Consider the following 12,095-nt stretch of genomic DNA (forward strand, 5'->3'; position numbering starts at 1 on the left):
CATATATAAACTATCTGGTCGCAGCTTGCCAAGGGGCCGCATCGACTTTTTCGTTCGGACAGCACTTTCCGCAAGATTGGCGCGAGCGGCGCTGCGCTTGCAAACGAAAAATGCCCCGAACCGGTTCCGGCTCGGGGCATCACGATCATGTCGGGCGGGGGCCTATGCTGCCGGGTGTCAGGGGTCGAGACGCGCGAGGGTCGCTTCGAGCTCGACGATGGCGGCCTCGATCTCGGCGCGCTGGCTGCGCAGCAATTCAAGCTGCTCGGCGATCTGGCCGCGGCTGAGCTGCAGGCCGCCGACCGAGGCGGACGGTTCTTTGCCCTTGAGCTCCTTGCCTTCCTCATTGGCGAGCATGGCGCGGATTTCGACCAGGGTGAAGCCGAGTTGCTTGCCCTTAAGGATCAGAGCGAGGCGGGCGCGGTCGCGGCCGGAATAGATCCGGGTCAGGCCGGAGCGGGCGGGAGCGAGCAGGCCGCGCGATTCGTAAAAACGGAGCGTGCGCAGGGTCACGCCGAATTCACGGGCGAGATCGCTGATGGTGAAGCCACCGGCTTCGGTTTCATTCGTCGTAGGCGGGGAGGCGGAGCGGCCGTCGTGACTCGGTGTGGCCGCCAGAGCTGAGCCTTGGCGCGGCATATCTGATCCTTGCGGTTGCGGAGCGGGGCGACCAGTCCATCGGCAGGCGCCCCTGCGTTGCCGGCAATGTACGCGCGACGTCGCCCTTACGTCACGTCATTCAGCGCCGGACAGGGGTAAGTTACCGTTATACCCGGCTCGGGCAAGCCTCGATGCTCAGAGTTTCCAGAAAATTAACGTCCGACGGCAGGATCTTAACGCTCTGTTTACCGTGACGGCGAAAAGTCGGTTCCGCGATCTCCGGCATCGTTCGCATCAACCCGATGTTCATGAATGCCGAGATTGCAAGGGCGCCGCCGCGTAAGGGGGCAGCGAGCGCTCCTTGATCGAGATTGCCCCTCGAGGCGAGCGTGACATGGCGACCAGCCTGCCCTGGAGCGTCAAGGGCGTCGATCCGCGCACGCGCGATGCGGCAAAGGCCGCCGCGCGTCGCGCCGGGATGACGCTCGGCGAATGGCTCGACAGCAAGATTCGCGAAGAGGCTGGGGAACCCGAAGCCGTCGCGCGCGACGCCGAGGAGCAGGACATCGTCGCGCTCTCGGATCGCCTCGCCCGCCTGTCACAGGGCGGAATGCAGACCTCCCCACCGCCGCAGGCTGCGGCGGCCAAGCCCGAGCTCACGCGCGAACGCATGGACGCGTTCATCACCCAGGCCGCCATGGCCGAGCGCCTGACGCGCGACAGCAATGCGCGGACCGCAAGCGCGCTCGATTCGATCGCGCAATGGATGGAGCGCACCGAGAGCCGCCTGTCGCAGGGCGAGCGCAGCACGGTTGAGCGCCAGGAGCGCGCCACCGCCGTGATCGCCGACGCGATCAAGGCGATGGGCACGCGACTCAGCGACATCGAGCGCCGCTCCGAGGAAGCGAGCCGCCGGCTGGCAGCGCCGCCGCCGCCCCAGCCGCAGACCACGCGCCCTGTCGTGCTCAGCCGCGACGGCCTTGCTGCCGCGGTGTCCGACATCCGCTCGCGCCAGCGCACCCTCGATGGCGATACGCGCGCCCCGGCTTTCGAGCGCCCCGCTGCCGCACCGACGCTCGCCGCCTTGCGCGACGATCTGCGTCAGCTGAGCGACCGTATCGCCCCGATCCAGCCGGCGCTGCGCGCCGAGGAGCCGCGCGCCGCCATCAAGCCGCTCGAACGCGCGATCGGCGAGATTGGAGCCAGGCTCGACCGCCTCGATGGGCGCGAACGTCTCGATCCCGTCCTGAAGCCGCTGGCGCGGATCGAAGCCGAGATCGGCCGTCTGTCGGAGGCGCGCTCGCAGGAAAGCTACAACCGCTTCGAGCTGGAGGTCGCTCATCTCGCCGCCAAGATTGATGCGCTCGTCGCACGCGGCGGCGACCGTCAGGCCATCGCCCCGATCCTGAACGAGCTGGCCGAGCTGCGCGAGATTGTCTCGGCCACGGACGGCCGGCGATTCGACGACCTTTCGCTGCAGCTCAGCGCCCTGACCTCCGATGTCGGACGCCTGCGCGACGACACCCGCGACCTGCGTAGCCTGGCGCTGGCGATCGAGGACGTGCGCGAGAGCCTGCTCGCCGACCGCTCGCGCGAGCGCCACGGCGAGAGCGGCCCGCTGCAAGCCCTGTCGCGCCAGGTCGAATCGCTCGCTCACAAGATCGACTCGCTGCCGGCGATGAACGCGTCCGTCATCGACGGGCAGGTTGAGCAGCTGGTTGCGCGCCTCGGCGAGCTCGACGCCAGCGGCCGCCCGGCCTCCAACGAGCTCGCCGAGCGCATCGAAGCGCTGGTGAACAAGCTCGAACACCTGGCCGAACGGCCGCCGAGCCAGCTTGAAGACCGGATCGAGGCGCTGACCGATCGCGTCGAGCAGCTCGCTGCCTCCAGCAGGCTCGCCCAGATGGTCGACGAGGGCGGAGCGCCGCTCGCCCGGGTCGACATGCGCCCGGTCGAGGACATGCTGCGCGGTCTCGCCGCCAAGATCGACGAGGCCGGCCGGCCTGGAGCCGGCTCCGAATCCTTCGACGCGCTCGAACGCCAGATCGCCGGCCTGACGCAACGGCTCGACCAACAGGCGGCGACGCGCTCGGCCGAAAACGGCCTCGAGCGGACGTTGGAGGATCTCGTCGTCCACCTCCAGGGCATGCGCGAGGACACCACCGCCGCAGCAGAACGCGCGGCGCGCGCAGCCATGGCCGAAATGCCCGTGTCGCGCGGCGCGAGCCTGTCCGAGCTCAGCGACCTGATGAGCGGCCTGCGCGAGAGCCATGTCTCGACCGGGCGCGAGACCCAGGATGCGATCGGCGCGGTCCATCGGACACTGGAGACCATCATTGGCCGCCTCGGCGATCTCGAAGCCGAGATCGGGGGCGAGCGGCGCGGCACTGCGCCAACGCCACGCGTCCGCGCGCCGGCCGACGAGATCAAGGCGAGCGCTCCCGCCATCCCGATGGCCGGGCGCTTCGCCGCCGAGCAGCGTCTGCCGCCCGCCGGCGGGCTCGACCTGCCGCTGGAGCCGGGCTCCGGCCGACCGCGCCCGGATGCGCCAGCCCCGCAGGGCAACGACCCCCAGACTGTCCGCCAGAGCCTGATCGCAGCGGCGCGCCGCTCGGCCAAGGCCGCCAGCGAGGCCGCCGCCGCCAATCCGACCGCTGCGGACCCGGCGAAAGCGGGCAAGGCCGCCAAGCCCGCCTCAGGCGGACGCCTCAAGGAAATCCTGGAGAAGCGTCGCCGGCCATTGCTGCTCGGCCTCGCGGCGCTGGTGCTGGCGATCGGCGCGGCGCAGGTCTTCTCCGGCGGCCAGCAGGGCGCCAGGAAGCCGGCGGTGAACGAGAGCAGCAGCCGGACCGAGCCCGCCAATCCCGCTGCCACGGCCGCTCCCGAAGCCAAGCCGTCGCCGCAGGCCAGCCCTGCCGAGCCGGCGTCGCCGCCAGCGAAGGACCAGAGCTCGGCGCTGCAGCCGCTGCCGCTCGGCACGACGCCGGCGCAGGCGGCCGTGCCCGCGCCGGCCCAGGCCGCGAACGCCGAGCCGACGCCAGCGCCTGCAGCAGTGCCCTCCATGGTGGCAGCGCTGCCGCTGCAGAGCCCGGCCGAAGCGACCGAGACCGTCACCGGGATCGGCGACCTGCCGGGCACCATTGGTACCGCCGGCCTGCGCAAGGCGGCACTCGCGGGCGATGCCCGCGCCGTCTACCAGCTCGCCGCCCAGGCGGCCGACGGGCCGGGCAACCGCGATCCGAAGCTGGCGCTGCGCCTGTTCGAGCGCGCCGCCGTCGCCGGTCTCGGGCCGGCGCAGTTCCGGCTCGGCAACATGTTCGAGAAGGGCATCGGCACCAATCGCGACCCGGCGCTGGCCAAGGTCTGGTACGGGCGCGCGGCCGAGCGCGGCAACGCCAAGGCGATGCACAATCTCGCAGTGCTCTACGCCGATGGTGCCGGCGGCAAGCCGGACTATGCGACCGCGACGGACTGGTTCCGCCGCGCCGCCGAGCACGGCGTGCGCGACAGCCAGTACAACCTCGCCATCTTGCTCGGCCGCGGCCTCGGCGCGCCGGCCGATCTCGGCCAGTCCTATCGCTGGTTCGCGATCGCCGCCGCCCAAGGCGACGAGGATGCCGGCCGCAAGCGCGACGAGGTGGCGGGCCGGCTGTCGGGGAGCGATCTCGCCGCGGCCAAGGCCGCCGCCGAGACGTGGAAGCCGAAGCCCCTCGAAGCCAGCGCCAACGAAGTCACGCCGCCGGCCAAGGGCTGGGACGAGGCGCCGGTCGCCGCCAAGAAGCCGGCCAAGCCGGGCCGCGGCTGAGGCCGACGCGAGCGCAGGCGACAGCCTGCACTCGAGACCCCTTCAAAGCTGCACAAATTGAAAAGGTTTCCGTCGTAGCCTTTCCGCGACGGCGTGCTTTTCGTTCGGCCAGCTCCGGCGGAACACAGAGAATTCGTGCCAACTCAGCAGGTTGGGCATGTTCTCGTCGCAAAAGTGATATCCACTTTGGCGGATCATGCCCGAGATGGGACGGCATCGACGGCCGGCGAGGTTTTGGAAGCGTGCAGATCTATCTCCCGATCGCGGAACTGCCGATCAGCATTTTCCTGGTGCTCGGGCTGAGCGGCGCGGTCGGCTTCATCTCTGGCCTGTTCGGTGTCGGCGGCGGCTTCCTGCTGACGCCGTTGCTGATCTTCCTCGACATTCCCCCCGCCGTCGCGGTCGCGACCGTGGCCGCGCAGGTCGCCGGCTCGTCGATGACCGGCGTGCTCACCTATTGGCGACGCAACGCGCTCGACTTCAAGCTCGGCGGCATACTGGTCACGGGCGGCATCGTCGGGACCATCCTCGGTGTGCTGTTCTTCAACTCGATGCGCCGCCTCGGCCAGCTCGAGCTGGTCATTACCATCGCCTATGTCACGCTCTTCACCTGCATCGGCGGATTGATGCTGTTCGACGCGGTGCGGGCCGCACTACGTGACCGCAGGGGCAAGCCGGCTCGCCGCCTGCGCGAAGCCGGCTCGCATCCGCCCTGGATGGGCCTGCCGCTGCGCATGCGCTTCCCGCGCTCGCAGCTCTATGCCAGCGTGATCCCGATCGCGACGCTCGCCGTGATCATCGGCTTCATCGGCGCCGTGCTCGGCGTCGGCGGCGGCTTCATGCTCGTGCCGGCGCTGATCTACTTCTTCCGGATCCCGCCGGCGGTGGTGGTCGGCACCTCGCTGTTCCAGATCCTCGTCACGATGTCCGGCGCGACCGTGCTGCACGCCGTCACCAACCAGTCGGTCGACATCATCCTCGCCATGCTGCTGCTGGTCGGCGGCGTCATCGGCGCACAATTCGGCGGGCGGGCGGCCCGCAACCTCAACGTCTCGTCGTTCCGGCTGCTACTGGCGCTGCTGATCCTCTCCGTCGGCCTGCGCTTCGCGGTCGAGCTCTTCCTGCCGCCGAGCGAGCCCTATTCGGTGGTCGTGCCGGAAGGAGCGCAGCGATGAGACGCGCGGCATTCATCCTCGCTGCGGGCTGCCTGGCGGCTCTCGCCGGCGTTCCGGCCAGGGCCGAGACGCTGATCGCGGCGCTATCGACCCATCGGATCGCGATCGCCTCCAATTTCACTGGCGACCAGCTCGCGGTGTTCGGCCTGGTCGAGCGCGACGGCCGCTCCGTCGCCCGCGCCGACCCCTACGACATCGTCGTCACCGTGCGCGGACCGCAGCGCATGCTGATCGTGCGCGAGAAGGAGCGCGTCGGCCCGCTCTGGATCAACCGCAACCAGCGCCGCTTCCCGGACCGCTCGATCTATCTGTCGGTCGCGACCAATCGCCCGATCAAGGAGATCTTGTCGGAGGAGGCAGCGCGGCGCGACCGCATCGGACTCGCCAATGCGCAGCGTACGCAGGCAGGTTTCGATTTCGAGCTCGACATCGGCCGGTTCCGCGATGCGCTGATCCGCACGCTCGAAGGCAAGCAGCTCTATACGCTCGACGAGCGCGGCGTCACCTTCCTGTCGCCGGCCCTGTTCAGCTCCCAGATCAAGATTCCGGCGATAGCCCCGACCGGCCCTTACGAGGTCGAGGTGCTGCTCTATGCCGGCGGCTCGGTGCTGGCGCGCCAGACCACCAATTTCGAGGTGGTCAAGACCGGCGCCGAGCAAAGCATGGCCTCGGCCGCGCATGACCGGCCGTTCCTCTACGGCCTGGCGACGGCGGCCGTGGCGCTGCTGTTCGGCTGGCTGGCGACGGTGATCTTCCGGCGCGACTGAGAATCAGCCCGTCAGCATCTCATAGGCGAAGAAGGGCGCGATCGTGCCCTCGGCGATGCTGGTCAGCTCGTCGGCGAGCTCGACCAGCCCGTCGGTCTCGGCCAGCGAGATCAGCGCGCCTGCGCCCTCGCGCGGGTGCTTTCGCGCCGTAGCGATGCCGTCCGGGCCGGGCTCGAGCGAGACACGGACGTATTCGCGCCGCCCGGCCCGCTTCTTGTAGGAAAAGCCGAGCCGGACCGGCAGCCCGTGTGGCCGCGCCGGCCTGGCGCCCGACAGCAGCGCGATCACGGTGCGGGCGACGAAGGCGAAGGTGACGAAGACCGCGACGGGATTGCCGGGCAGGCCGATGAACGGCGTGCCGGCGACGCGTCCCATCGCCACCGGGCGGCCGGGCTTGATCGCGACGCGCCAGAAGGCGAGCTCGCCGGTGCGCTCGACTGCCGCCTTGACGTGATCCTCCTCGCCGCCCGAGACGCCGCCCGAGGTCAGGATCAGGTCGCAAACCGCCGCCGCCTCGCGCAGCCGCGTGGCCAGACTCTCCGGCTCGTCAGCGAGAATGCCGAGGTCGACGACCTCCGCCCCCGCCCGACTCGCCAGCGCCCGCAGCAGGCTGCGATTGGCGTCATAGATGCCGGCCGACGGCAGGGCGGTCCCAGGCTCGCTGAGCTCATCGCCGGTCGAGAAGATCGCGACGCGGACGCGGCGGCGCACCGTCACCTCGCTCAGGCCGAGCGCGGCGAGCAACGCCAGGTCCTGCGGCTGCAGGCGCCGGCCGGCAGTGAGCGCAAGGCCGCCGCGCGGCAGATCCTCGCCGGCCAGCCGCACATTGGCGCCGCGCTTCAACCCGGCCGGCAGGATGACGGCGCCGCCCTGAAGCGCGACGTCCTCCTGCATGAAGACGGTGTCGGCGCCGGCCGGCATCGGCGCGCCGGTGAAGACGCGCACAGCCCTCCCCGCAGCCGCGACGCCGGCCGCATCGGCACCGGCCGCGACCCGGCCCGAGAGCGGCAACCGGCTCTGCCCGGTAGCCGCCAGATCGGCGAAACGGACCGCATAGCCATCGACAGCGGCGTTGGCGAAGGGCGGCAGGGCGACCGGCGCGACGACATCCTGCGCCAGCACGCGCCCGTCCGCGGCGGCGAGCGGGACGGTCTGCGTGCCGGCGACCGCCGTGACCTGCTCCGCGGCGCGCACGGCCGCCTGCTCGATCGTCAGGACGGTTCCATCGGCATCCGCGCTGAGCTGCGCCATCGTCAGAGCCTCCCTTTCGCCTGCGACAGCACGGCATCGAGAGGCTGCGCGTTGGCGAAGAGACAATCGGCGATGGTGGGGATGTCATCGAGCCCGATCACCGGCCGGCCGGCCTGCAAGAAAGCGGTGTCGCTGGCGATCGCGACGATGCTGGGGTCATCCGGGTGCAGCGGCGGCTTGGCGTTGGCGGCGCGGTAGACCTCGAGCTTGGCATGCGGATCGCGCTTGAAACCCTCGACGATGACGAGATCGACCGGCGACAGCCGCGCCAGCAGCTCCGGCAGTGTCGCCTCGGCCTCGCCGCGCAGCTCGTGCAGCAGCGCCCAGCGCTGGGCGGAGGAGATCAGCACCTCGGAGGCGCCGGCCTGCCGATGCGCCCAGGAATCCTTGCCGGGCGTGTCGAGATCGAAGGCGTGATGGGCGTGCTTGATCGTCGAGACCCTGACACCGCGGCGGCTGAACTCCGGGATCAGCTTGGTCAGGAGAGTCGTCTTGCCGGCCCCGCTCCAGCCCGCCAGTCCGATCACGCGCATCGACAATGACATCCTGCGAAAGACAAACCGGGCGCGACATGCGCCCGGTTGTCATCCTGCAAATCGGCTCGGGCGGTCAAGCCGGCCGGGCACGCCGCGTCATGCGCGGCGGGGATCGCGCTCTGCGGGGGAGCGGGCTGTTGCCGGGCGGCGAAAAGCCATCATATGACACGCGACATGACTTCGATCCCGCTCGACCTGCGCGGCCTCAAATGCCCGCATCCGGCCCTGCGCGTGCGCAAGGCGCTGCTCGGCGCGGCGCCGGGCACGCTCCTCATCGTCGCGTGCACCGATCCGATGGCCGCCATCGACATTCCCAATCTCGTCAGGGAAAGCAGCGCTTCGCTAGAGCACAGCGGCACTGAGGGCCGGCTTCTGACATTCCATATCCGCAAGTCCGCGGCCTAACGCCGCGCGCTCATACAGGAACCCGCGATCGTGCCCCTCTCGCAAAACGACATCCTGCGCGCCCTTGAATTGGTGAAGCTGCCGGCGAGCGGGCAATCGCTGGCGGCGTCCGGCCGCATCGGCAATATCCTGATCGACGGCGGCAAGGTGATCTTCGCGATCGGCATCGACGCGACCGAAGCCAGTGCGATGGAGCCGGTGCGCAAGGCGGCGGAAAGCGCGGTCAGCGGCATTCCCGGCGTGACGCAGGTGCTTGTCGGCCTCACCGCCGACAAGGCGCCCGGGCGCGCGCCCTCGCAAGCGGCTGAAGCGCGCCAGCAGGCGCATGGCCAGCCCGGCCCCGGTGGGCCGGTGCCGAAAGCGGCCGGCATCCCCGGCGTCAAGCAGATCATCGCGGTGGCGAGCGGCAAGGGCGGCGTCGGCAAGTCGACCACCACAGCCAATCTCGCCGTGGGCCTGGCCAGCCTCGGCCTCAAGGTCGGTGTGCTCGACGCCGACATCTACGGCCCGTCCGTGCCGAAAATCTTCGGCATCACCGGCAAACCGCGGCTGATCTCCGGCCGCACGCTCGCGCCGATGGAGGCCTACGGCCTCAAGATCATGTCGATCGGCTTCCTGATCGACGAGGAGACGCCGATGATCTGGCGTGGACCCATGGTGATCTCGGCGATCACCCAGATGCTGCGCGAGGTCGCCTGGGGCGAGCTCGACGTGCTCGTCGTCGACATGCCGCCCGGCACCGGCGACGCCCAGCTCACCATGGCGCAGCAGACCCCGCTCGCCGGAGCGGTGATCGTCTCGACGCCACAGGACCTTGCTCTGCTCGATGCCCGCCGCGGCGTCGCCATGTTCAAGAAGGTCGAGGTGCCAATCCTCGGCATCGTCGAGAACATGAGCTATTTCATCTGCCCTGAATGCGGTCACCGCTCGGACATCTTCGCCCATGGCGGCGCAAGGCACGAGGCCGAGCGTCTCCATGTGCCATTCCTTGGCGAGATCCCGCTCGCCATGCCGATCCGCGAGACCTCCGATGGCGGACGCCCGATCGTCGCGAGCGACCCCGATAGCGCCCATGCCAAGGCCTATGTTGCCCTGGCGCGGCAAGTGAAGGCCGGCCTTGCCGGACCCGCCCGCGCAGCGCCGCGGATCGTGATCGAATAAGGCCAGTCGGCTAGGCCCGGATCGCCGGAGCACTGGGCCTGTGCGCAGCCAGCTGGTCGGGCGGCACTTTGTCCGTGTCCATCTCCCGCTCGGTCAGCATCCAGATGTGGCCGAACGGATCGAACAGCGAGGCGACCCGCCGCCCTTCGGTATCGGTCTTGACGCGGTCGCGCAGCGCGGCGCCCGCCACGATCGCCTGCGCGAAACAGACCTCGATATCGGAGACTGTCAGCAGGATCGTCATGCTCACCGCTCCGGCCGCCTTGGGGAAGAACGGGCCGCCATAGGGCGGCTCTTCCTCCCGGAGCAGATTTGCACCGGCGACGGAAACACGGGTTCCGCCGATGAGCATCTCGACCCCGGCGAGTTCACCGTCGATCCTATGTGTCTTCAGCTGCCGCGCCTCGAAGGCCTCGCTGTAGAAATCCGCGGCCTCCTGCTCACGCCCGTGCTGCACGAAAATCGCCAGGCCCAAGCCGATGCTCTGCTCCATCTCGAATCTCCTGATCCGTCGCCGCTGGAATAGAGGGCTGGCGAAGCCGGCGGATTCTTGATCGATCCGCGGCGAGCTCGCACACGGCCCATCACCGATGCGCGATGACAGATGAATTTGTTCATGTTATGTTCTTATTCCCGCAATCAAGGAGAGGCGATCATGCCCGTCCTGCCGACGCGCCATATCAGCATCGCGATCGACCGGCCGATCGAGGATGTCTACGGCTTCCTCGCCGACCCCATGAACTTCCCGAAATGGGCGGAGGGCCTCGGCGACGAGTTCGGCCATGTCGAGGGTATGACCTATCGCGCCAGGACGCCGATGGGGCCGATGCGGGTGCTGTTCAGCGAGCCCAATCGCTATGGCGTGCTTGACCACGCCGTCATCCCCGACAGCGGCACACCGATGCACAATCCGATGCGCGCGCTCGCCAATGGCAGCGGCAGCGAGGTGGTGTTCACACTGTTCCGGCGCCCGGAGATGAGCGATGACGATTTCGCCCGCGATGCCGAATGGGTGGCGGCCGATCTCGCCCGCCTGAAAGCCCTGCTGGAGGCTTGAGGCGCAGGATCACCCGCGCGCCCGCCCTCTATCAGGACCGAGCAGTGCGTGGAGCCGCTCCGCCTCGGCGAGATCGCCCGGCTGGTTGGCATTGAAGAAGGGATCGACCGGCGCCGCCGGCCATTCGACCGCGACGACGCCATGGCGAGCGGCCCAGTGGCCGACCTTGCGCTCATCCTCGACCGTGAGCGCATGGCGCAGATCATCGCGCAGCGAGGTCGGCCAGAGCCCGATCACCGGATGGGTCCGGCCATCCGAGGCAGCGCAGGCGAGCGGAACATTCCCCGCCACGCGCGCTGCATGCAGCCGCATCACCAGATTGCTGGGAATGAAGGGCGTGTCGGCGGCGACGCTGACGAGCCAGTCCGCGCCCGGACGGTTCGCGGCGAGCCAGTCGAGTCCGGCGAGGATGCCGGCGAGCGGCCCGGCGAAACCCGGCACGTCGTCGGCGACCACCGGCAAGTGGTATGCGGCGAAGCGGGCCGGATCGCCATTGGCGTTGAGCAGCAGCCCGTCGCATTGCGGCGCCAGCCGTTCGATCACATGGGCGAGGATGCTGCGTCCGGCGATGGTGCGCAGCGGCTTGTCGCCGCCACCCATGCGGCGCGCCAGCCCGCCGGCGAGCAGGAGGCCGAAGGTTGCGGGCGCGGCCGGCATCACCGCCGCGCAGGCGCGCGACGATGCCGGCCACCGAAGAGCGACATCTCGAGCATCAGGCCGGCAGGCGCAACGCCGCCATCGCCCAATCGGTGATGGCGACGGCTTCGGGTGGCAGGCGCTGCCAATCTTCGCCGGCGAAGTGCGACCAGGCGACGAGCATGTCGGCGCGCACGGCGGTCAGCAGCGGCAGGCCGGCGAGGACACTGGCGGCGATCTCGGCGCGCAGGCCGTGGCCGAGCACTTCCTGCTTGCCAAACTTGTTGACGATCACGAGGTCGATGGACCCGGTCAGCGCCTGTGCGACGGCGGCGCCGGCTGCGGCAAGTCCGGCCGGATCGAGCCGGCAGCCGGCCGAGCCCGCGCCACGATCCTCGCTGATCGGGAAGAGGCGGCCGGAGGCGAGGTCCTCGAGCGCCATGCTGGCGCAACCGTCCGGGCAGTCGCCCGTGTTGTGTTGGACGACGCCGCCGAGCCGGACGGCCTCACGCTTCAGGGAGTCGGCAACCTCCGCCATCAGCTCGTCGATGGGGAAGCCCGAGGCATAGACGATCGCGGCGAGCGGAGCAGTCATCGTCCCCCCTTGTAACTCTCATCTTGCCTCATCTGCTATACCAGCGGTTGCGGTGGCAGGCGGAAGACCGACAGCCCTGAGGGACATCAAGCCCGTGGGTGAGCTTG

12 protein-coding genes are annotated in these 12,095 nt (G+C 69.6%); 6 read left to right on the top strand and 6 right to left on the bottom strand.

The genetic code is table 11. The annotated features are described in order from the left end of the window. Window positions 1–177 precede the first annotated feature (177 nt). Window positions 178–639, bottom strand: coding sequence for a MerR family transcriptional regulator (locus ACFPOB_RS06270; RefSeq protein WP_377796784.1), 462 nt, complete (start codon window positions 637–639; stop codon window positions 178–180). Between the two features lie 355 nt (window positions 640–994). Here ACFPOB_RS06270 and ACFPOB_RS06275 point away from each other — a divergent pair, with 355 nt between their 5' ends. The 3 genes from ACFPOB_RS06275 (at window position 995) to ACFPOB_RS06285 (ending at window position 6,347) form a co-directional block, all read left to right on the top strand. Beyond that, complete coding sequence (locus tag ACFPOB_RS06275) at window positions 995–4,405, top strand: SEL1-like repeat protein (protein ID WP_377796785.1); 3,411 nt, start codon at window positions 995–997, stop codon at window positions 4,403–4,405. A 242-nt stretch (window positions 4,406–4,647) separates the two neighbouring features. Continuing rightward, window positions 4,648–5,580 (top strand): sulfite exporter TauE/SafE family protein, encoded by a 933-nt coding sequence (locus ACFPOB_RS06280; RefSeq protein ID WP_092155684.1) that lies wholly within the window; start codon window positions 4,648–4,650, stop codon window positions 5,578–5,580. Beyond that, window positions 5,577–6,347, top strand: a complete 771-nt coding sequence (locus ACFPOB_RS06285) for a TIGR02186 family protein (RefSeq protein WP_092155685.1) — start codon at window positions 5,577–5,579, stop codon at window positions 6,345–6,347. Before ACFPOB_RS06280 ends, ACFPOB_RS06285 begins: the two co-directional genes overlap by 4 nt. Window positions 6,348–6,350: 3 nt before the next feature. Here ACFPOB_RS06285 and ACFPOB_RS06290 read toward each other — a convergent pair whose 3' ends face one another. After that, on the bottom strand, window positions 6,351–7,598 hold the full coding sequence (locus ACFPOB_RS06290; RefSeq protein WP_377796787.1) for a molybdopterin molybdotransferase MoeA: 1,248 nt from the start codon (window positions 7,596–7,598) through the stop codon (window positions 6,351–6,353). 2 nt (window positions 7,599–7,600) lie between these two features. Further along, entirely contained in the window at window positions 7,601–8,131 is a 531-nt protein-coding gene (mobB, locus tag ACFPOB_RS06295) for a molybdopterin-guanine dinucleotide biosynthesis protein B (RefSeq protein WP_377796788.1), read from the bottom strand. Between the two features lie 177 nt (window positions 8,132–8,308). On the opposite strand from mobB, the gene ACFPOB_RS06300 reads away from it, so the two are divergent. Continuing rightward, window positions 8,309–8,539 carry a sulfurtransferase TusA family protein gene (locus tag ACFPOB_RS06300; RefSeq protein ID WP_377796790.1) on the top strand — a complete coding sequence of 77 codons (231 nt, stop codon included), beginning with the start codon at window positions 8,309–8,311 and terminating at the stop codon, window positions 8,537–8,539. Between the two features lie 30 nt (window positions 8,540–8,569). Next, the gene (locus tag ACFPOB_RS06305) at window positions 8,570–9,700 is read left to right on the top strand and encodes an Mrp/NBP35 family ATP-binding protein (RefSeq protein WP_377796792.1); all 1,131 of its coding nucleotides are present in this window, start codon (window positions 8,570–8,572) and stop codon (window positions 9,698–9,700) included. A 10-nt stretch (window positions 9,701–9,710) separates the two neighbouring features. Here the strand turns inward: ACFPOB_RS06305 and ACFPOB_RS06310 are convergent, their stop codons facing one another. Beyond that, entirely contained in the window at window positions 9,711–10,193 is a 483-nt protein-coding gene (locus tag ACFPOB_RS06310) for a VOC family protein (RefSeq protein ID WP_377796794.1), read from the bottom strand. A gap of 162 nt (window positions 10,194–10,355) precedes the next feature. Here ACFPOB_RS06310 and ACFPOB_RS06315 point away from each other — a divergent pair, with 162 nt between their 5' ends. After that, the gene (locus ACFPOB_RS06315) at window positions 10,356–10,757 is read left to right on the top strand and encodes an SRPBCC family protein (protein ID WP_377796796.1); all 402 of its coding nucleotides are present in this window, start codon (window positions 10,356–10,358) and stop codon (window positions 10,755–10,757) included. Between the two features lie 9 nt (window positions 10,758–10,766). On the opposite strand, the gene mobA is transcribed toward ACFPOB_RS06315, so the two are convergent. Then, window positions 10,767–11,414: a molybdenum cofactor guanylyltransferase MobA gene (gene mobA, locus ACFPOB_RS06320; RefSeq protein WP_377796797.1), complete on the bottom strand. Its 648-nt coding sequence runs from the start codon at window positions 11,412–11,414 to the stop codon at window positions 10,767–10,769. Between the two features lie 55 nt (window positions 11,415–11,469). Further along, entirely contained in the window at window positions 11,470–11,988 is a 519-nt protein-coding gene (locus ACFPOB_RS06325; RefSeq protein ID WP_377796799.1) for a DUF2478 domain-containing protein, read from the bottom strand. Window positions 11,989–12,095: the final 107 nt, after the last annotated feature.

Source organism: Allobosea eneae, from assembly GCF_042657265.1.
GTDB lineage: Bacteria > Pseudomonadota > Alphaproteobacteria > Rhizobiales > Beijerinckiaceae > Allobosea > Allobosea eneae.